The 21018-nt window shown below is 58.8% G+C and carries 19 protein-coding genes; 8 read left to right on the forward strand and 11 right to left on the reverse strand.

Annotated features, from left to right (window positions below; translation table 11 throughout):
- Positions 1-93: 93 nt before the first annotated feature.
- Positions 94-1266 carry a DUF5009 domain-containing protein gene (locus HQL63_08780; GenBank protein MBF0176926.1) on the reverse strand — a complete coding sequence of 391 codons (1173 nt, stop codon included), beginning with the start codon at positions 1264-1266 and terminating at the stop codon, positions 94-96.
- 243 nt (positions 1267-1509) lie between these two features.
- Here HQL63_08780 and HQL63_08785 point away from each other — a divergent pair, with 243 nt between their 5' ends.
- Complete coding sequence (locus HQL63_08785; protein ID MBF0176927.1) at positions 1510-2244, forward strand: glycine zipper family protein; 735 nt, start codon at positions 1510-1512, stop codon at positions 2242-2244.
- A 137-nt stretch (positions 2245-2381) separates the two neighbouring features.
- On the opposite strand, the gene mutL is transcribed toward HQL63_08785, so the two are convergent.
- The gene (mutL, locus tag HQL63_08790) at positions 2382-4418 is read right to left on the reverse strand and encodes a DNA mismatch repair endonuclease MutL (GenBank protein MBF0176928.1); all 2037 of its coding nucleotides are present in this window, start codon (positions 4416-4418) and stop codon (positions 2382-2384) included.
- Positions 4419-4633: 215 nt separating this feature from the next.
- Here mutL and infA point away from each other — a divergent pair, with 215 nt between their 5' ends.
- From infA to HQL63_08825, 7 genes are all read left to right on the forward strand, one after another.
- Positions 4634-4852 carry a translation initiation factor IF-1 gene (gene infA, locus HQL63_08795; GenBank protein MBF0176929.1) on the forward strand — a complete coding sequence of 73 codons (219 nt, stop codon included), beginning with the start codon at positions 4634-4636 and terminating at the stop codon, positions 4850-4852.
- A 39-nt stretch (positions 4853-4891) separates the two neighbouring features.
- Positions 4892-6808, forward strand: a complete 1917-nt coding sequence (parE, locus tag HQL63_08800) for a DNA topoisomerase IV subunit B (GenBank protein ID MBF0176930.1) — start codon at positions 4892-4894, stop codon at positions 6806-6808.
- 22 nt (positions 6809-6830) lie between these two features.
- On the forward strand, positions 6831-8132 hold the full coding sequence (locus HQL63_08805) for a TolC family outer membrane protein (GenBank protein ID MBF0176931.1): 1302 nt from the start codon (positions 6831-6833) through the stop codon (positions 8130-8132).
- 147 nt (positions 8133-8279) lie between these two features.
- Entirely contained in the window at positions 8280-8504 is a 225-nt protein-coding gene (locus HQL63_08810; protein MBF0176932.1) for a NifU family protein, read from the forward strand.
- Positions 8505-8749: 245 nt separating this feature from the next.
- On the forward strand, positions 8750-9313 hold the full coding sequence (ampD, locus tag HQL63_08815; protein MBF0176933.1) for a 1,6-anhydro-N-acetylmuramyl-L-alanine amidase AmpD: 564 nt from the start codon (positions 8750-8752) through the stop codon (positions 9311-9313).
- A gap of 35 nt (positions 9314-9348) precedes the next feature.
- Positions 9349-10752, forward strand: coding sequence for a UDP-N-acetylmuramate:L-alanyl-gamma-D-glutamyl-meso-diaminopimelate ligase (gene mpl / locus HQL63_08820; protein MBF0176934.1), 1404 nt, complete (start codon positions 9349-9351; stop codon positions 10750-10752).
- A gap of 2 nt (positions 10753-10754) precedes the next feature.
- Positions 10755-11318: a YqgE/AlgH family protein gene (locus HQL63_08825; GenBank protein MBF0176935.1), complete on the forward strand. Its 564-nt coding sequence runs from the start codon at positions 10755-10757 to the stop codon at positions 11316-11318.
- A gap of 276 nt (positions 11319-11594) precedes the next feature.
- Here the strand turns inward: HQL63_08825 and HQL63_08830 are convergent, their stop codons facing one another.
- The 9 genes from HQL63_08830 to sucC form a co-directional block, all read right to left on the reverse strand.
- Positions 11595-11849 carry a hypothetical protein gene (locus HQL63_08830; GenBank protein ID MBF0176936.1) on the reverse strand — a complete coding sequence of 85 codons (255 nt, stop codon included), beginning with the start codon at positions 11847-11849 and terminating at the stop codon, positions 11595-11597.
- A 332-nt stretch (positions 11850-12181) separates the two neighbouring features.
- Positions 12182-14221, reverse strand: a complete 2040-nt coding sequence (locus HQL63_08835; protein MBF0176937.1) for a sodium-translocating pyrophosphatase — start codon at positions 14219-14221, stop codon at positions 12182-12184.
- A gap of 85 nt (positions 14222-14306) precedes the next feature.
- Positions 14307-14948: an adenylate kinase gene (locus HQL63_08840; protein ID MBF0176938.1), complete on the reverse strand. Its 642-nt coding sequence runs from the start codon at positions 14946-14948 to the stop codon at positions 14307-14309.
- Between the two features lie 237 nt (positions 14949-15185).
- The gene (locus tag HQL63_08845; GenBank protein MBF0176939.1) at positions 15186-15440 is read right to left on the reverse strand and encodes a succinate dehydrogenase assembly factor 2; all 255 of its coding nucleotides are present in this window, start codon (positions 15438-15440) and stop codon (positions 15186-15188) included.
- A 6-nt stretch (positions 15441-15446) separates the two neighbouring features.
- Positions 15447-16082 (reverse strand): pentapeptide repeat-containing protein, encoded by a 636-nt coding sequence (locus tag HQL63_08850; protein MBF0176940.1) that lies wholly within the window; start codon positions 16080-16082, stop codon positions 15447-15449.
- A gap of 38 nt (positions 16083-16120) precedes the next feature.
- Entirely contained in the window at positions 16121-16996 is an 876-nt protein-coding gene (locus HQL63_08855) for a 2-oxoacid:ferredoxin oxidoreductase subunit beta (protein ID MBF0176941.1), read from the reverse strand.
- Positions 16996-18711, reverse strand: coding sequence for a 2-oxoacid:acceptor oxidoreductase subunit alpha (locus tag HQL63_08860; protein MBF0176942.1), 1716 nt, complete (start codon positions 18709-18711; stop codon positions 16996-16998). The genes HQL63_08855 and HQL63_08860 overlap by 1 nt, the downstream gene beginning before the upstream one ends.
- Before the next feature lie 61 nt (positions 18712-18772).
- Positions 18773-19645, reverse strand: a complete 873-nt coding sequence (gene sucD / locus HQL63_08865) for a succinate--CoA ligase subunit alpha (GenBank protein MBF0176943.1) — start codon at positions 19643-19645, stop codon at positions 18773-18775.
- 3 nt (positions 19646-19648) lie between these two features.
- Positions 19649-20815, reverse strand: a complete 1167-nt coding sequence (gene sucC, locus HQL63_08870; protein MBF0176944.1) for an ADP-forming succinate--CoA ligase subunit beta — start codon at positions 20813-20815, stop codon at positions 19649-19651.
- Positions 20816-21018: the final 203 nt, after the last annotated feature.

Raw genomic sequence — 21018 nt, forward strand, 5'->3', positions numbered from 1 at the left:
GTTCGGGGCGAAGCCCTGACAAAGGCTTTCATATCCAGGCTTTTTTTGAAAGGGTACTGAATAGTTACGATAAAAAAAGGGAGTGGGCAGCTTCTAAATCTTCAAAAGCCATCCCTGGCGGTGCAGCATGCGGGCGACCAGGTACATGAACAGGGCAAAGGCAGCGGCATGGAGAAAAGAGGCCAGCCACGGATCAAAATAGGGCAGAAAGAGGTGGCGGTAATAGAATGTTTTGCAGGAGACCACCTGGCCGTTCGTGTCTGTCACCTTGACCAGTGCGAGCAGACGCCCCGTCAGGCCTGCCAGGAAAAACAGGGCCAGGGGATTGGTGCCATACATCACGAAGGGTTTGGCCCAGCGTTGCCATCCCAGTCCATCGGTCAATCCATGGCAAACGGCGAACATGGTCAGGGCCATGCCCGCCATGAAAATGGCATAAGAACCGGTCCAGAGGCCCTTGTTGATGGGCAGCCAGTGGCTCAGGGCGGACCCCAGGGCGATCAGCAGGATACCGGCAGCGGTCAAACCCAAAAAGGTTGCCATGGCTGAACGCCCGGATCGCAAAAAGTGGCCGGTGAGGATACCCAACAAGGTGGTGGCCAGGGCAGACAGGGTGCCCAGAATGCCTTCCGGGTCAAAGCCGGGTACCGGAGCGGCCAGCCAGGTGTGTTTCCCGAGCAGGGTGAGGTCGATATACCGGGCCATGTTCCCTTCAGGTGTCAGGAGACCGGCGCCATATCCCGGGACGGGAAGATACAGGAGCAGCACGCTATGGAGGAGCAGCAACACCCAAACGAGCACGTATTGAGTACGCATGCGGGTGTGCAGAAGGATCATGCCGGCCAGGAGATAACAAACCGCAATGCGTTGCAAGACACCTGGAATGCGCAGCGTTGCCCAGGAAAAAGGGTGACCGGGGATCAACCCGAAGGGAAATCCGCCCAAAAAGAGCCCCATCCCGAAAAGGATCACTGCGCGACGCACCATATGGTGATGGATGTCGGTGCGCGGCACACCCCGCTCCTGCCGACCGGTGAGGGAGAAGGCCATGGCCACGCCGACGATCCATAGAAAAAAGGGAAACACCAGATCGGCCAAGGTCCACCCATGCCAGGGGGCATGTTGCAAGGGGGCGTAAAAGTGGTTCCAATCTCCCGGATAGTTGACAATCATCATGCCGGCAAAGGTGGCGCCCCGGAAAGCATCCAGGGCCACAACCCGGGGGCTCGCCGGATGGCTTGCCGTTGCCTTTGAGTCACTCTTCATCACCTTGCCATGAGTGTTTGTCTGATGCATCGGGATTCAGGTATCTCACCAAGTGCGTACAAGGTAAAGTCCAGGCGAATCTGTCTGTTTCTGCTCGCCATGATTTGCCCAGGGAGGTTGGTCAGGGCGCGGGGAGACACCACCAAAGCTTGCCAAACTGACGGTGATTTGTTAGATGTGGCAGGGATGGATCGCATGGTGCCAGATACCCGGAACCCTTTTTGCTCCCTTCGGTGCAAAACAATGAAAAAGATCTCTTGCATTCCCACGGCTGTGATTTTGCTGATCGTTGCGCTCGCCGGGTGTTCGACGGCCTACAAGGCGACGCCGGTCTCTTTTCGTGCTCCCGAGTCCTATCCCAATAACCAGCGGGTTTTCAACACGGTCGTTGGATCGGAGCCGTTTTTCAATCCGGATATCGCCAGGGACAAGTTTGGCTTCGATATCATCGGCGCAGGAATCCTGCCTGTCCAGGTTGCGTTTGACAATCAAGGCGAAAATCCCCTCCATATCGTCGATGGTCAAACTTTTCTGATTGGTGTTGGCGGATCGATGTGGCCCATTCTGGATAGCAAGTTTGTCCAGGAACGGACGCAAAAATATACCCAGACCAAGGATATCTTTGAAAAGGGCTCCTATGGTGGTTTTCTGGGTGCCGCTGCGGGTGGCTTGGTCGGTGCGGCCATTGGCATCCTGAGCAACAAGAGTGTGTTGGCTTCGGCTGGCAAGGGGGCCGCTGCGGGTGGCGTCCTGGGGGCCCTGGGGGGTGGTGTTGATGGCGCCGTCCATGCGGAAGGCATCGAACGCATCCAGGACGATGTGGCCCAAAAATCCATGCTACACCGGGCCATTCCTCCCGGAACGATCAGTTTCGGGATGCTGTTCTTTCCGGCGGAGGCTACCCAGGCGTTTGCGCTCAGGCTGCAAATCGAAGACACCAAGGCCAAAAGCAAAAAGACCGTGACCTTGAATTTTTAACGCATCGGGGTCCAGGGGGCTGGCTCCCTGGCAGGTCCAGGACGGAGTCCTGGCGGGGTTCGGGGCGAAGCCCTGACAAAGGCCTTTATGTGTAGACCTTTCCTGAAAGGGTGCTGGATGGTTGTCGGTCTTTTGAGTCAGCGGCGCCCGAAGAGTTTGGCCAGATCGGCAAGAGTCAATTTGACGTGGGTCGGGCGACCGTGGCCGCACTGGCCGGAGAAGGGGGTCGTCTCGATCTGCCGCAGGAGGGCGTTCATCTCCTCCAGGGAGAGTCTCCGGTTGGCCCGTACCGAGCCATGGCAGGCCATGGAGGTGAGGATGGTCTCCTGGCGTCGTTCCACAGCGGTGCTGCTGCCGAAACGCTCCAGGTCATGGATCACGTCCATGATCAATTTTCCGGGTTGATTTTTGGCCAGGAAGGCTGGCAACTCGCGCACCAGGAAAGCGTTTTCGCCAAAAGGTTCCACGATCACCCCCATGTGTGCCAGTTCTGGCAGCGCATCGCGCAGTCGCTCCGCATCGGCGGGTGAAAGCTCCAGCACGTCGGGAATCAGGAGCATTTGCCGTTCGGATGGCATGGCGGCATGGGACTGTTTCAGGGTTTCATAAACCACCCTCTCGTGGGCGGCGTGCTGGTCGACCAGGATGATGCCATCTTCGGTCTGCGCAAGGATATAAGTGCCGTGAATTTGGGCCAGGGGGGTACCCAGGCTGACACCCCGCAGCGGTGGGTGCGCCGGCCCTTTTTCCGGAGGAGACAGGGTTGGGGCTGCATCTGGATGCTGACCACCCTGTGGCTGTGAAAGGGAGTCCGGGAATGGGGGGCCAGGGGGCTGGCTTCCTGGCAGGTCCAGGCCAGAGTCCTGGTGGGGTTCGGGACGAAGCCCTGACAAGGTCTTTTGTGTCAAATCGTTATCGAACAGGCCAGAGTCCTGGTGGGGTTCGGAGCGAAGCCCTGACAAAGCCTTTCGTGTCAGATCGTTATCGAAAGGGCGCTGAAGGGCGGCTGCCGAGGGAGAGGAGTGCGTTCTGGAAGGGGATGTCTCCTCCCAATGCACCGGGCGACTCGCCGCTGCGGGTAGACGGGCCACCACCTGCTCACCTTGGGATGGGCCCATGGCGGGTTGCCAGGGGGCTGGCGTCGGGTTGCTATGAGCGTGTGTGGTGGAGAGGGCTTCCGCCAGGCTGCGCCGCACCGCTGCATGAATGAAATGGCCCTGGTGAAAGCGCACCTCCTGTTTGGTGGGATGGACGTTGACATCCACGGCGTCTGGGGGCATGTCCAGAAAAAGGGCCAGGATTGGATGGCGATCCCTGGGCAGGGTGTCGCCATAGGCCTCTCGGGCGGCATGCTGGATGGAACGATCACGGACCCAGCGCCCGTTGACGTAGAGATAGATGCCGGAGGTGTTGGCCCGGTTCAGGGTGGGCAGGCCCAGCCAGCCAAAAAGGCTTAAATGATCGCTGCTGCCTGCAAACTCAAGACAGTTGTCGGGAAACTCTCTGCCAAACACGGTAGCCAGGCGGATACGGGTTTGTTGCGCGTCGCTGCCGCCACGCATCTCCACCACGGGTTTGGCGTCGATCTGCAAACGAAACCCGACCTGGGGATGGCCCAGGGCGTGCCGCAGGATCAGATCGGTGACATGCGTGGCTTCGGTGCGATCTGAACGTAAAAATTTGAGACGCGCCGGGGTGTTGAAAAACAGGTTGCGGACCGTGACGCATGTACCCGGCACCATGGCCGTGCGCCGGGTCTCCTCAATGTGGCCTCCCCTGACCGGAATGGCGACCCCGTCGGTCTCTTCCCGGACGCGGCTGGCCAGCTCCATGAAGGAGACGGAGCCGATGGAAGGGATCGCCTCACCCCGAAAACCCAGCGTGCGAATCTGGAACAGATCCTCCACATGGCTGATTTTGGATGTCGCGTGACGCTCCAGCGCCAAACGGGCCTGGTCGGCGGTCATGCCGCAGCCATCGTCGGTCACCTGGATCAGTTTGCGGCCACCCTGCTCAATGCGTACATCGATATGGGTCGCACCGGCATCCAGGCTGTTTTCCACCAGCTCCTTGACCACCGAGGCGGGCCGTTCCACCACCTCACCGGCGGCAATCTGGTTGGCCAGGGTGGTGGGGAGGATTTTAATTTGGCGGGTGGATGGGGTATCGGGCACGGAGATCTACCTTCGGATCCTGACCAGAAACGTGACAATCCTGTGAGGGGCGCACCATGGCCACAAATGCCCGTGTCTGCGCACTTGGATTGGAAATATTGACCGGAGGATTTATTTTTGTTAAGATGGCCGGTCAGTTTGAGATTATGGAGGAAGGAGCGCCCGCATGTGCGGTCGTTCGCGCCAGTCGGATCCGTACCCCTGGAGGGAAAGCTTTGAGTAAAGAAGATGTCATCGAAATGGAAGGGACGGTCCTGGAGAACCTTCCCAATGCCATGTTTCGGGTGGAACTGGAAAACGAACACAAGCTTTTGTGTCATATCTCGGGGCGGATGCGCAAGCACTATATCCGGATTTTGCCCGGAGACAAAGTGACGGTGCAATTGACGCCGTATGATCTGACCAAGGGACGTATCTCCTATCGCCACAAGTAGCCTTCTCGGCCCTGGCAGAATGTTTTTGTGACCGGGTCCATGGAATATAACGCATCTGACATCGAGGTGTTGGAAGGTCTGGAGGGGGTCCGCCGGCGCCCTGGCATGTACATCGGCGGCACGGATTCCCGCGCCTTGCACCATTTGGTGGTCGAACTTCTCGATAACGCCATGGATGAGGCCGTGGCCGGCCATGCCGACAGAATCCAACTCAAATTGGGTCTGGATGGCGCCATCACCCTGCGGGACAACGGGCGCGGCATCCCGGTGGATCCCCACCCACGCTACCCGGACAAGTCGGCCCTGGAAGTGGTGATGACCACGCTCCACTCCGGCGGCAAATTCAACAACAATGTCTATGCCACGGCGGGGGGATTGCACGGGGTAGGCCTCTCGGTGGTCAACGCCCTCTCCCTCTGGACCGAGGTGCGTGTGGAGCGTGACGGCTTCCTGTGGCGGCAACGCTACGTGCGCGGTCTGGCCGAGGGCCCCCTGGAAAAAATGAACCCTACCCGGCGGCGGGGTACCCAGGTGGCCTTTTTGCCCGACCCTGAGGTGTTTCCGGACCCTGTTTTTCATCCGCCCTTGTTGGTGGAGATGTGTCGTTCCCGGGCCTATCTCAACCGGGGGGTGGTCATCCGGGTGCAGATCGAGGCCTCCGGAGAGGAGCATGAGTTCCATTTTCCCAACGGGGTGGCGGATTATATTCGCCACCGGGTCACTGGCAAGGATCTGGTGGTGCCCGAGCCTTTTGCCGGTCGCGTGGAAAAATTTGGTGACCATGAACAAGGGCGCCTGGAGTGGGCCATGGCCTGGACCACCGAGGATGAGGCCCACCTTCTGACCTACTGCAATACCGTTCCCACCCCGCAGGGGGGGGCGCACGAGACGGGCCTGCGGGCTGCCCTGGTCAAGGGGTTCCGGGAGTATGCGGAGTCCCGCAGTCTGCTTCCCCGGGGCATCGCCTTGACGGTGGAGGATGTCCTGGGCGGGGGCATCATGGTCATGTCCCTGTTCATTCCCCATCCCCAGTTTGCCGGCCAAACCAAGGAGAGGTTGACCAACCCCGGCCTGGACCGTCAGGTCGAGAGCACCATCAAGGACCATCTGGACCAGTGGCTGCACGGCAACCCGGATCAGGCGACCCCCCTCCTGGAAGCGGTGGTGGAACGGGCCAGGGAGCGCATCAGTCGCAAGGGCAACGATGCTCGCATCAAACGCAAGAGCGCCACATCCCGGTTGACCCTGCCCGGCAAATTGACCGATTGCATCACCACCAATCCGGCCCTGTCGGAACTGTTCATCGTGGAGGGAGACTCCGCCGGAGGGTCGGCCAAACAGGCCCGCAATCGTCATACCCAGGCTGTTCTTCCCTTGCGGGGAAAAATTCTCAATGTCGAGCAGGCCAACCTGGAAAAATTTGAAAAAAATGTTGAAATCCAGAGTCTTGTCACGGCGATCGGCGCCGGTTACGGGCGCCATTTTGACATGGCCGGGTTGCGCTATGGACGGGTGATCATCATGACCGACGCCGATGTGGACGGCGCCCATATCGCCAGCCTTCTCCTGACCTTTTTTTACCGCTTCATGCCTGCCCTGATCACCCGGGGGCATCTCTATCTGGCCCAGCCTCCCTTGTATCGGGTCACGCGCGGTTCGGAAAGCTTCTATGCCCTGGACGAGGAAGAGAAAGAGGCGATGATTCAGCAATTATCGCGCAAAAAGGGCGCCGCCAAGGTTGAGATTTCCCGCTTCAAGGGGTTGGGGGAGATGATGCCCGCCCAATTGCGGGAGACGACAATGAATCCGGAGACCCGGCACCTTTTGCAAATCCGTGTGGACGATGAGGCGTTGACCAGTGGAACCTTTGATCGTCTGATGGGCAAAAGACCCATGGAGAGGTATCTGTTCATATGTGAAAAGGCTCCCTTTGCCCGCAGTTCGTTGGATATTTGATGATATGGGAAAGGTTTCTCCGATGAAAAAATCATGGAGGATTTTGCTGGGCGGCATGGTGGTTTTTGCGCCCGGGTGGTGTTGGGCCGATGATGGGGGTGTCTTTCGGGCGCTGACCGAACGGACCTTGGCTGACAATCCCCGCGTGCGTTCCGCCCAGTCGGCGTTGGAAGCGGCGCGTGAGCGGCTGAATCAGGCTTGGGGCGGTTTGTTGCCGGAGGTGGGTTTGGGACTTTCCCAGGGGCATGCCAGGTCGGATTGGCAGGGTGGCGCCAACGGGTCGGAGCCACGGCAGGTGGGTTTGAACCTTTCGCAAAATGTGTTCAACCAGAGTGCCATCGTGGCGCTTCGTCAGGCACAGCCCTACGTGGGGGCCTATGAAAAAGCCCTGGAGGCGGAAAAGCAGGGGGTTTTTCTTCAGGTTGCCCGTGTGGCCCTGAACCATCTCAAGGCCCGGGAGGTGGCCCGTCTGGCCCATGACAACCGGGCGGTGACGGAACGCAATCTGGAGGCCACCCGGGATCGTTTCCGGGTCGGGGAGATCACCCGGACCGATGTCAGTCAGGCCAGTTCCCGCCTCGCCTCTGCCGAGGCTGATCTGTTGCGGGCCGAGAATGCCGTGGCTGTGGGCAAAGCCCAATTCGAGGAGGTTGTGGGTCAACCACCCCCCCCGGAGCTGTTGGTTCCAGCCCTGGAGGTGCCCCTCCTGGGGGAGTCCCTGGAGGCCTTGATCCGGGAAGCGCAGCAGCGCCCCGATCTTCAGGCCGTGCAGTTGCGCTTGCGCGTCTCCGAACTGAACGTGGAACAGGAGCGGGCTGGATTTTATCCGGTTCTGGGCCTGACATCCTCCGCCAATCGCTCCTGGCGTCAGGAGACGCCGGGCCGGATGGATCCGGTGAATCAGGTGACCATGACCCTGGCTCTGAACGTCCCTCTCTACTCCGGGGGGAAGACCACCTCCCGCGTCGAGCAGGCCCGAGCGGAGCATCGTGGGCAGGAGGTCGAGCAGGATCGCCTCTTGCGGCAGATCGCCCGGGAAGTGGAACAGGCACAGTTGGATTACAGGAGCGTGCAAGCGGTCGTGCGTGCCTACGAAGCGGCGGAGAAGGCTGCCTCGGAGGCCAAGACCGGCATCGAACAGGAGTACCGGGTGGGATCGCGTACCGCCCTGGATCTGCTGGTGGCGCAGAACGTCCTGTTTACGTCGCAAACCGATCTGGCCAAGAGTCGCTTCGATCTGATCCTGGCGCAGTTTCAGATGTTGCATGCTGTGGGGCGATTGGAGCTGAAGGAGTTGAGTTTCACGAAAAAACCCTCTTCCTGACGCAGACGGAGAGGCGTATCCTGCGCCCGGGTGGTCGGTCCGCAGCGGGCGTGAACAATGCGCCAACGCGGGGCAAGGCCAAGTCCAAGGCGGCCAATCGTGGCAGCTCCGGAAAACCGGGCCAGTCAAACAGAGGGAGTGGTGGTCATGCTCGACAAGGTGCAGGCGGTTCTGAACGAAGTCCGTCCCATGCTGCAACGCGATGGGGGGGACGTGGAGTTGGTGGAGGTGACGGCAGGCAAGGTGGTCAAGGTGCGCCTGCGCGGGGCGTGTGGAACCTGTCCCGGTGCCATCATGACCCTCAAGGGCGGGATCGAACGGATCATGAAACAGCGTATTCCGGAGATCGTGTCAGTGGAGAGCGTTCCCTGACCCAAGCCCCCACGCCTCTCCCACCTGACATTGCCGTGGCTCGTCCCCCGGCCAAAAAGAGTTCTCCACCCCCGAGCGGGTTTGGTGATGATCGCCTTCCGGGTCGGGAAGAGGTGATTGCGGAGAGCGATGCGGGCGGGGAACCGGTCCATTCTGGGCCGGTACCTGTGCCCGGGGTTGGTTCCGGTTCGGGGGTTCCTGCGCCGGGTGAGGGGGGAGGTGCCCGGTTTGTGCCATTCCTGGATGTGCCATGGGCGTTTGGTCGTTATCGTGCGTCGTCGTTTGCCGATGACCGGCCTCCCGGAACAGAGATTGATTTGCTTGTGGTTCACGCCATCAGTCTGCCACCAGGTCAGTTTGGTGGACCCGACGTGGACAACCTTTTCCTGGGGCGTTTGGATCCCTTGAAAAATCCGTATTTCGAGGATATTGCGGGTTTGCGTGTGTCGGCCCATTTTTTTGTGGATCGGCAGGGTATCGTGACTCAGTACGTTCCCATCCATAAACGGGCCTGGCATGCGGGTGTCAGCGCCTGGCGCGATCGCAAGGCCTGCAACAACAACTCCATCGGCGTGGAACTGGAAGGGGCGGAGGGAGTCGCGTTCGAGCCGTTGCAATATCTGCGTTTGGCTACCATTTTGCGCACCTTGCAGCAACGCCTGCCCTTTTTATGCGATGATCATGTAGTGGGTCACCAGGAGATCGCCCCTGGGCGGAAGTGGGATCCCGGTACCGGGTTCGAGTGGGATCGTTTTGCTGACGTGTTGTATCGGACCGGACCGCACCCATATTGGCAGCCGGTCTGGTAGGGGAGGGGAGGCGGCTCGTGCAAGGAAGGATGGGCATGAAACATGTGCATATTGTAGGCATCTGTGGCACAGCCATGGCCGGATTGGCGGCCCACGCCCAGGAGAGTGGTTGGCGTGTCACCGGTTCGGATGCCGCCGTCTATCCGCCGATGAGTGATTTTCTGGTCGAACGGGGCATTCCCGTTGCCGATGGTTACCGGGCGGAAAATGTACACCCTGCTCCGGACCTTGTTCTGGTCGGCAATGCCATCTCCCGGGGCAATCCGGAGTTGGAAGCGGTCCTGGACCGGGGCATTCCTTTCCGCTCCGGGGCGGAATGGCTGTTCGACCATGTTTTGGAGGGACGCCATCCGATTGTGGTGACCGGAACCCATGGCAAGACCACCACGGCCAGTCTGACAGCCTGGCTATGGGAGTGTGCGGGTTGGCAACCCGGTTTTTTGATCGGGGGCATTCCCGCCAACTTTTCCGTCGGCGCTCGCTATCCTCGGCAAGAGTGGGTGGTTGTGGAGGGAGATGAGTACGATACCGCCTTTTTTGACAAGCGGCCCAAATTTTTGCACTACCATCCGAAGACCTTGATCCTGCACAATCTGGAGTACGACCATGCCGACATCTACCCCGATCTGGAGGCCATTCGGCGTCAGTTCAGGTTGTTGTTGCGGATCGTGCCGCCATCCGGTCTGATCCTGGCCAATGGGGATGATCCAGAGATTGAAGCCTTGACCCGGCATGCCTTTGGCCCTGTCGTGCGGTATGGGCTGCAAGGGGAGTTTCCCTTTACCGCAAAGCTTGAGCAACCGGATGGACGTGTCTGGTCGGTGTTGGAAGCGGGCAAGCCGTGCTTGACCGTCACCTGGAACCTGCTGGGCAGGCACAATGTCATGAATGGTCTGGCCGCTGCCGCTGCTGCCTTGATACGTGGCATCGATCGTGATGTCGTCCGACGGGGTCTGGAAACGTTTCAGGGTGTGGCGCGTCGTCTACAGTTGCGCCATACAACGGCGGGAGTGTCGGTCTACGATGATTTTGCCCATCATCCCACGGCCATTGCGACCACCCTGCAAGGTTTGCGGGCAGCCGTCGGCGAAGGGCGCATCTGGGTCATTCTGGAACCCCGTTCCAACACCATGCGCACCCGTGTGCATCAGGATCGGTTGCCGGAGGCGTTACAGGCAGCGGATTACGTCATCCTGGCCAGGCCATCAGCCCGGGGGCAGAGCCATGAGACACTCCTGGATGTGGATGCCGTGACCCGGCAACTCAATAATTTTTCTGCCAACAGGTCTATCGTTGTTGACGGAGCCGGGCAAGCGGTGGAATATTTGACGGGCAGGCTTGCAAGTGGAGATCATGTGGTTGTCATGAGCAATGGTGGTTTCGATGGCATCCACGATCGGCTCCAGGAGATGTTGGCAAACTCCGACCGCAGGGAGTGACCATGATTTCTCAGGAATACAATCTTGTCGGGAAATTCCTGATTGCCATGCCCGGGTTGCAGGATCCCAATTTTGAACGGGCTGTCATTTTTGTCTGTGCCCACTCTTCGGAGGGGGCGCTGGGGTTGGTGATCAACCAGCCGCACACCGCTACCATGGAGGATGTGGTTGCTCAGTTATCCCTCCCCTGGAACCGGACGGGAAAATATATCGTTTACCAGGGCGGGCCTGTCTCTCCAGAGCGAGGTTTTGTTCTCCATGAGCGCCTGGTAGATATTCCCGGTTCCTTGCGCGTGGCGCCTGACATTTATATGGCGACCAACCCGGAAGTATTGAACTTTCTTGCCCAGTCGGAGAGTGCCGGGCGCTTTCTGTTTACCCTGGGCTACTCCGGTTGGGGGACCGGCCAGTTGGAGATGGAGTTGCGGCAAAACTCCTGGTTGGTTGGGCAGATGGATCGGCATATTGTTTTTGAGCTTCCACCTCCCGAGCGTTGGCAGGCTGCCATCCGCCGCATGGGGATCGACCCCGCGCAGCTTGTGGATGCAGGTCAAACGGCCAATTGAGCCGCAGGATTGATGGGGAGTGTATGAATCGGGGTCCAGGGAGCTGGCTCCCTGGCAGGTCTGGGACAGCGTCCTGGTGGGGTTCGGGGCGAAGCCCTGACAAAAGCTTTCATATCCAGGCTTTCCTTGAAAGGGTGCTGGATAGTCGCACTTTGGTAGAGGGGCGCCGGGTGGCTGTTGTACAACTCATGTAATAAAATAGGGCACGCACTTCCCTGGGCCTGCCGATTTTTTCCCGTAGGCACGAGTCGGAAAAAAACCGGCAGGAGATCGGCCTCATCCTGGTTTGGGGGCAGCGTAGAAGGTGCCCCTCGACACCTCATCTCTGGAGAGGGTCAAGGTCGCCGCTTCACGGGAAAACCCTTTGGTATGGGAGGACGTCACGCCGCTGGCATCATCGGCGACATCCGCCATGGCCTGGATCGTCTTGCGTGACTCGTTGGAAGCGCTGACTTTGGTATTTTGTTCACCTTCCCTGGCGTATGCCTTGACCATATTATCCATGCCTAAATTCAAACCGGTTACAGTCATTGGATCGTCCTCTTGTCAGGGGGTTCATACTTGACTTCGGGACAAAGCCCACCGAAGGCGCATACACACCCCGAGGATACTATTTTGGTATCAGTAATAAAAGCAAAAAATCAGCGAAACGATTCATCTGCCGGCCACGATCGGGGACCAGGGGGCTGGCTCTCTGGCAGGGTATTGGGCAGCGTTCTGGTGGGATTCAGGGCGAAGCCCTGACAAGGGCTTTCATATCCAGGCTTTTGTCAAAAAAAAAGGGTGCTGAATAGTTACACTTCAGCCACCCATGCAGAAAGCTTCCGGGGGATGGACGCCACCCCCCGGAAAAATGTTTTGCATCAGACCATCAAGGAGACGATGAGCAACGCCACGATATTGGTGATTTTGATCATCGGGTTGACGGCTGGGCCGGCGGTATCTTTGTAGGGGTCGCCGACGGTATCGCCGGTCACCGCTGCCTTGTGGGCATCGGAGCCTTTGCCACCGAAGTTGCCCTCTTCGATGTACTTTTTGGCGTTATCCCAGGCACCGCCACCGGTGGTCATGGAGATGGCCACGAAGATACCGGTGATGATGGTTCCCATGAGGACACCACCCAGGGCCTGCGGTCCGAGAACCAGGCCGACGACGATGGGGGCCAGAACCGGGAGCATGGAGGGGACGATCATCTCTTTGATCGCGGCCCTGGTCAGCATATCCACGGCCCGGGAGTAGTCCGGTTTGGCGGTTCCTTCCATAATGCCGGGGATTTCGCGGAACTGACGGCGGACTTCGATCACGACGCTTCCGGCTGCCCGACCCACCGCTTCCATACCCATGGCGGCGAAGAGGTAGGGGAGCAGGCCGCCGATGAAGAGGCCGATGATGACCAGATGGTTGGAAAGGTCGAAAGCTGTGGCCTTTTTCAACACGGTTTGCAGTTCATGGGTGTAGTCGGCGAACAGCACCAGGGCAGCCAGACCGGCTGAACCGATGGCATAGCCTTTGGTCACCGCCTTGGTGGTGTTGCCCACGGCATCCAGGGGGTCTGTGATGTTGCGGATTTCCGGGGGCAGTTCCGCCATTTCCGCGATGCCACCGGCGTTGTCGGTGATGGGACCGTAGGCATCCAGGGCCACAATCACGCCCGTCATGGAGAGCATGGAGGTGGCGGCAATGGCGATACCATACAGTTCGGCCACCGAGTAGGAGGCCCACATGGCCAGGCAGACAGCCAGGACGGGTGCGGCGGTTGCTTTCATGGAGAGGCCCAGGCCGGCGATGACGTTGGTGCCATGGCCTGTCTGGGAGGCGGCAGCGATGAGACGCACCGGGGAGAACTCGGTCGAGGTGTAGTACTCGGTGATGATCACCATGCCGGCGGTCAAGGCCAGACCGATCAGGCAGGACATGTAGAGGGCGCCTACCGTGTAACCCATGGTGTTACCCAACATGAGCCACTTGGTGACGGGGTAAAAGGCCACGGCTGAAATGACACCGGCGGCGATCAAGCCCTTGTAGAGGGCGGTCATGATTTTTTCGCCCTCATTGGCTTTGACGAAATAGACGCCAATGATAGAAGCCACAATGGAGACGCCACCCAGGGCCATGGGGTAGACCAGGGCGTTGCCAAACTTCGGCATCACGAGGGCGCCCAGGAGAATCGTGGCCACCAGGGTCACGGCATAGGTTTCAAACAGGTCGGCGGCCATACCGGCGCAGTCGCCCACGTTGTCGCCCACGTTGTCGGCGATCACGGCTGGGTTGCGCGGGTCATCCTCGGGGATGCCGGCTTCGACCTTACCCACCAGGTCAGCACCAACGTCCGCACCTTTGGTGAAGATACCACCACCAAGACGGGCGAAGATGGAGATCAAGGAGCCACCGAATGCCAACCCGACCAGGGGTTTCAGCATGTGGGAGGGGTTGTCACCGCCACTCTTCAGCAGCATCATGAAGAATACGGCGACGCCGAGCAGGCCGAGTCCCACCACGAGCATGCCTGTGACGGCTCCGCCCCGGAAGGCCACCTGCAGGGCATTGTTAAGTCCGCCTTTGGCGGCCTCAGCAGTCCGCACGTTGGCTTTGACCGACATCATCATGCCGAAAACGCCGGCTGCACCGGAGAGTCCTGCACCGAGTGCGAAACCGATGGCCGTCATCATGTCCAGGAACATGGCCATCAGTACGAACACCGCACCGCCCACGTAGGCGATGGTGGTGTATTGCCGTGTCATGTAGGCCTTGGCTCCCTCCTCCACGGCGGCGGAGATTTGTTGCATCCTCTCGCTTCCCGCGCTCAAACTCAGAATCCATCCCCGATTCTTGAAGGCCCATGCGACTGCCCCCAATCCGCAGAGGATGGAGAGGTTTAACGCGGTGCTATCTACGTTTAGCATCTGTTCTTCTCCCCACGTACACTGAAATGAAACAACCTGAAACGATCCGATCCGTTTCGGACCGTCCTGCCAACAAAGGAACCCATCAACCCAGGATGGCGCACAAATCCTTGAGCACCTTGTCCATGTTCTGCATGCCATCCACGGTCTTGAAGCTCCCCTTTTTGCGATAATAGTCGATCAAGGGGGAGGTCTGGCTGTGATAGACCGACAGCCGGTTGCGCACGGTTTTTTCGTTGTCATCCGCACGCTGGGTCAACTGACCTCCACACTTATCGCAGACCCCCTCCTTGGCGGGCTTCTTGAATTGGATATGATATCCCTCTCCACAACTTCCGCAAGTTCGGCGTCCCGTGATCCTGTTGACCAGGGGTTCGTCCTCGACGGCAATGTCGATGACGTGATCGATGGTTTGGGAGCGGGCCGTGAGCATTTTATCCAGGGCCTCGGCCTGGGGCACAGTGCGCGGAAAACCATCCAGGAGGAACCCTCTTTGGCAATCCGGTTCCTGGGTACGGTCGGCGATGATGCCTACCACCACATCGTCGGTGACCAATCCGCCGCTTTCCATGGCTGCTTTGGCCTTTTTCCCGACTTCAGTACCTGCCTTGACCGCTGCCCGCAGCATATCTCCGGTCGACAGCTGGGGTATACCATACTTTTCAGCGATTTGCCGTGCCTGTGTTCCCTTGCCGGCTCCTGGCGGACCCATGAGTATCACCTTCATGCACTTCTCTCCTCGTCTGATGAAAGGGCGCCCTTCTCCGCGAAAAGAGTCGGAGAGACCCAGCCCATGATGATGCCTGTCAACACGAAAAAGACAGGATGATGATGCAACACTTTTCCAAAAAAAACCTTGGTATGCGACTATTCCCCTGACTGTCCCGCCACCGAAACTCAACTGCCGGGACTGATGATGGCCCGGTGTACAGGAAGGAGGTCATCTCCTTCCACTTTGACCAAGTCAGCCTCGCCCGGAAAGGCGCGACAACACGTCCCGATTGACTTCGGGCGGGGGTACCTGCACGCCAGAAAGCCAATCGAGAATGTCATTGTCCGGAAATTGAAGTATCTTTTCCAGGGCTAGGCACTCCGTCATATCCAATTGCTCCAGATCCAGGTGGCGTCGCAGCAACTCCTCCACATCCAGCATGGAACGTCTGCTTGCAAGAAAAACCAAACGCCGACGCAGGTCAGACAAATTTTCCGGGGAGGGCATATCCGGTCACTCCCCATCGAAGCGGGGCAGTTTGCGATCCCAATCTGTATGGACGGTCTCCCCCTCCCAGGGTGCCTTGCCGTAGAAAAGCGCCCCTTCTGTTTGCACGTCACGAACCACGGCATTCTGCACATCCGCCTTGCGGAAATCAGCATCCCGCAGGTCGCAACCGATCAGGATGGTTCCCATCAATGTCGCTTCCCGCAGGTTGACTCCCAGCAACGTGGCACCGGTGAAATCAGCCCCTGAGAGGTTTGTACCTAAAACCTGCCCGCCAGTCAAATCAACTCGATGCAACAAACCATTTTCCATCTGACAGACGAGAATATTGGCCCCCGTCATGATGGCATCGGAAAAATTGCAGCGATATAATTCAGAGTGTTGAAAAAAAGCCTCTCCCAGGTGTGCCCGGCAAAATCTTGCCCCGGTCAGATCGGCTTTTTGCACAAAAATAGTGGAACAATCGCACCCGTCGAAAATGGTCCCCTGAAACCGACCGCCGGAGAGGAGCGCTCCAGAGAGATTGATTCCAGAAAGATCCAGGCCGGAGAGATCCAGGAAACTCAGATCCGCATCGACCAGGGCGCCGCCCTTGCCGTGGGTTTCCAGCAACGTGGTCCGATCTGTGAAACGCTGCAACATGGGTGCGATTGTTCCTTGCTTGGTTCTTCCTATGTGAATCAGGGTCGGGAGATGTCGACGATTTTGGACAGGTCGTAGTCCGGGTGACCGCCGACCTTTTTGACGATCGCTTCGAGCTGATCGACCAGGGTGGGTTTCTTGACCTGGTAGAGCAGACCCATGGGGGCTTTGCCATGGGGACGCCGCGCCAGCTCCATGGCCGCCCCAAGATCGGCCACGTCATGGCCAGCCGGAATCTCTTCCATCAGATCCCGATAGAATTCCACGGTATCGATGTGGTTGAAGGAGGTGCATTGCGAGAAAATGTTGACGTAGGCGAACCCTTTGTGTTCGATGGCGCCTTTGATCAGGTCAGCGCACACCTTGGGCTTGCCGGCGAAGGCCTGAGCCACATATGTAGCCCCATAGGTCAACATGTAAAGCATCGGATCCATGGGTTGATCAGGTCCGCCGTAGGGTGTGGTGTAAGCTTTCAGTTCCGGGCGGGAGGTGGGGGAGTATTGTCCCTTGGTCAACCCGTAGATGCCGTTGTCGTACAACACATAGGTCATGTCCACATTTTTCCGGGCCATGTGCGGCATGTGTCCGCCGCCGATGGAGAATCCATCGCCATCGCCGCCGGTGACCATTACGGCCAAGTCGGGACGGGCGATCTGGGCTCCCGTGGCAACGGCGCCGGCCCGACCATGCAGGGTGTGCATCTTGTATGATTTGATAAAGTAAGGCGTCCGCGAAGAGCAGCCGATGCCCGAAATCGACATCATTTTGGTGGGATCGATACCCAACTCGGAGAGGGCACGGTAGATCGAGTTCAAGATGCCGAAATGGCCGCAACCGGGACACCACACGACCGGGACTTCCGACTTGTACTCTTTCGGCTTCATCTGGACTTGATGCAATGCGGCTGTAGACATCAGATCAACTCCTTGACTTTGTCAACAATCATGGCCGGATTGAAGGGCAACCCGCCGCAAATGTTGTAGCGAATGGGAGTAATGGAGGTTTCCGAGCGAATGAAGTGGGCCAGCTGTCCCTGGTAATTGACCTCAGGCACCAGGATTTTTTTGCAGGTCGCCGCGAAGGCTTCATACTGTTTGACCGGCATGGGCCACATGAGCTTGGGGTAGAACCCTTTGACCTTGAAACCATCAGCTCGCAACCTTTGCACAGCCTCGCGCGCCACCCCGATGGTGCTGCCCCAGGTGATGATACCCACGTCAGCATCGCCTGTTCCATCGATTTCCACCGGACGGTAGGTATCGACGATCCGGTTGAGCTTGTTGAAACGTTTTTCGTGCATGGCCCAGTGGTTTTCAGGGCGCCAGTTGGGGGCGCCGGTCTCGCCATGTTCCAGGCCAGTGGCGATGTGCATCCCGTTGGGAGTGCCCGGGTCGGCCATGGGAGAGATGTGGTCGGGGGTGAACTCGTAGCGTTTGTAGGTTCCCTTGCCGTCCCACCGTTTGCGGTTGACGATCTTGTAGGAAGCCGGATTGGGTGCAGGGATGGTTTGGGTCGAGAAAGCCAGGGAGCCATCGGACATCAGAATGACCGGGCACTGGTACTCTTCAGCCAGGTTGAGGGCTTCGACAGTCATATCCACGCAGTCGTGAACATCCTCCACGGAGAGGACGACGCGCGGGGAGTCGCCGTGCGCACCGTGAATGGCCAGAAACAGGTCGGATTGTTCGTGTTTGGTCGGGAGCCCTGTCGCGGGTCCACCGCGCTGGACATCCACCACCATCACCGGTGTTTCGCTCATGGAGGACATGCCGAGCATTTCGCTCATCAGGGCCAACCCCGGACCTGAGGTTGCGGTCATGGATTTTAGACCGGCGTAGGATGCCCCCAGAACCTGGGAGATCGAGGCGATCTCATCTTCCGCCTGAACCAGGTGTTTGCCGCGCTTGGGCAGGTGCGCTGCGACGTATTTGGCAATTTCCGTGGCCGGGGTGATGGGATAGGCCGAGAAAAATTCCAGCCCCCCTATGATGGCTCCCAGACCCACGGCGTCATTGCCGGCGATGACAATGATATCCTTGGGATCCTGGGCATTCGCCAGCGTCCAGGGGTCTGTTTTGGTGATCTTGCCGGCAAGTTCCTTGCCCTTGTTGAATCCCTGGAGGTTGAGATCCAGGACTTCCTGGCCCTTTTTCTTGAACTTTTTGGTCAGGGCGCCGATCAGAGTCGATTCATGGATGTTGAACAACACCGACAAAGCGCCAAGAGCCACCATGTTTTTAGACCGGATGGATTTCATCTCCTTGGCAGCCTGGGTCATGGGTATGGGGTACCCAAAGACCCCCGGCGGCAATTCGCCGGGTTCAAAGTCGCCGCCGGGATAGTCGTAAACGACAGCGGTACCGGGACGCATCAGGCTTTTATTGACTTCGAAAGCTTCACCGTTGAAGACGCAGAGGACATCGAAAGTGTCACCCTGGTTGTACACCCGCTCAGAGCTGGCACGCACCTGGTACATGGCGTAGCCGCCCTTGATCTCAGCCGGAAAAGTCTTGAATGTGTACACATCCAACCCGGCCCGTGCGCACGCGGCTGCAATAAAATCGCCCGAGGAAATGACACCCTCGCCGCCTTCACCCCCAATTCGGATGATGAGGTCTCTCTTCGCCATTCGATCTCCCCTTTTCGCTCTTCTTGGTTACTACGGGAAAGAAGACAAAAAAAAGGGGGGATTACCCCCCCATGGCCTTCAGCATGGTCACACCCAGATCGGATGGACTCCGGGCTATGTGAACACCTGCCGCTTGCAGTGCGGCAAACTTCTCTTCGGCGGTTCCCTTGCCGCCGGAAATGATGGCGCCGGCATGGCCCATACGCTTTCCTTTGGGGGCCGTGGCCCCGGCGATGAAGCCAACGACCGGTTTGGTCACATGTTTTTTGATGTACGCAGCGGCCTCCTCTTCAGCGGTCCCGCCAATCTCACCGATCATGACGATCCCCTCGGTTTGCGGGTCTTTCTGGAACTGTTCCAGGCAGTCGATGAAGTTGGTGCCGTTGACGGGATCGCCACCCAATCCGACGCAGGTGCTTTGTCCCAGTTTGACCGCTGTGGTCTGGGCCACGGCCTCGTAGGTCAGGGTGCCGGAACGGGAGACGACACCAATCTTGCCGGGCATGTGGATATGCCCCGGCATGATGCCGATCTTGCAGGCGCCCGGAGTGATGATACCGGGGCAATTCGGTCCGATCAGGCGGGTTTTGCGTCCCTGAAGGTAGCGTTTGGCCTTGACCATGTCCAACACCGGGATGCCTTCCGTGATGCAGACCACCAGGTCGATGTCGGTGCTGGCGGCTTCCATGATGGCATCGGCGGCAAACGGCGGCGGGACGAAGATGACCGAGGCATTGGCCCCCGTGGCGCGGACAGCCTCAGCGACCGTATCGAACACGGGTAACCCGAGATGTTTCGTGCCCCCCTTGCCTGGGGAGATGCCACCCACCATGTTGGTGCCGTAGGCAATGGCCTGCTCCGAGTGGAAGGTTCCGTTTTTTCCGGTAAAACCCTGGCAGATGACCCGCGTGTTCTTGTCGACGTAGATGCTCATGAATCAGGCTCCCTTGATAGAGGCGACCGCCTTCTCGGCTGCATCGTTGAGATCATTGGCGGCGATGATGGGCAGACCTGATGCGGCCAGGATCTGTTTCCCCTTTTCCACATTGGTTCCTTCCAACCGAACCACCAGAGGTTTGTTCAGGTGGACCTGACGCGCCGCCGTCACAATGCCATCCGCGATGACATCGCACTTCATGATGCCGCCGAAAATGTTGACCAGGACCGCTTTCACGTTGCTGTCGGAAAGGATCAACTTGAAGGCTTCCGTGACGCGCTCCGTGGTTGCCCCACCGCCCACATCCAAAAAGTTGGCCGGGCTGCTCCCCTTGAGCTGGATGATATCCATGGTCGCCATGGCCAAACCCGCCCCATTGACCATGCAGCCGATGGAGCCATCCAGGGCGATATAGTTCAGTTCATGCTTGGAGGCCTCGATCTCTTTGGGGTTTTCTTCGTTGAGATCCCGGAGATCCTCGATATCCTTGTGGCGGTACAGGCTGTTGGAGTCAAAATTCATCTTGGCGTCCAGGGCCATGACATCCCCATCGCCGGTGACGACCAGCGGATTGATCTCGACGAGGGAGGCGTCCGTCTCCATGAAGGCGGTGTACAAGGCGGTCATGAACTTGACGGCCTTGCCAACCTGTTTATCCTTCAGACCCAGGCCATAGGCCAGATTGCGGGCCTGAAAACCGGCCAGACCCGTGACCGGATCGATGGCTTCCTTCAAAATTTTTTCGGGGTGCTTGGCGGCCACTTCCTCGATTTCCATGCCCCCCTCGGTGGAGGCCATCATGGTAACCCGACTGGTGCCGCGGTCAATGACCATGCCGAGGTAGAGTTCACGGGCAATGTTGCACCCTTCTTCGACATAGATGCGTTTGACCTCTTTGCCGGCGGGGCCGGTTTGCTTGGTCACCAGGGTCATGCCCAGCATGCGTTGGGCCTGCTCCCGGACTTCAGCGATGCTCTTGACCACCTTCACACCACCACCCTTGCCTCGACCACCGGCATGGATCTGGGCCTTGACAACGAACACATGGCCACCCAACTCCTTGGCGGCCTGCTCGGCCTCGTCCGGGGTGAAGGCAACCCGGCCACGCGGCACGGCCACCCCGTAGCGGGATATGATCTGCTTCGCTTGATATTCATGGATATTCATTGGGGCTCCTACCTCGTCACAAAAAAGTATTCATTCATTCGAACCGCGCACGTCCACCGGTCCAGGGACGACCATCAGGACGACACCCACATCGTTACACGTCCCGCTCGCGCAGGGTTGGTTCGCCTCAGACGTAGTCACTATCGCCCGCTCTCCCACCATCAACTGTGGAGAATAGGGGCGAATCGTCTTTTGTCAATGGA

The sequence above is a fragment of the Magnetococcales bacterium genome, assembly GCA_015231175.1.
In the GTDB taxonomy this organism is placed as follows: domain Bacteria; phylum Pseudomonadota; class Magnetococcia; order Magnetococcales; family DC0425bin3; genus HA3dbin3.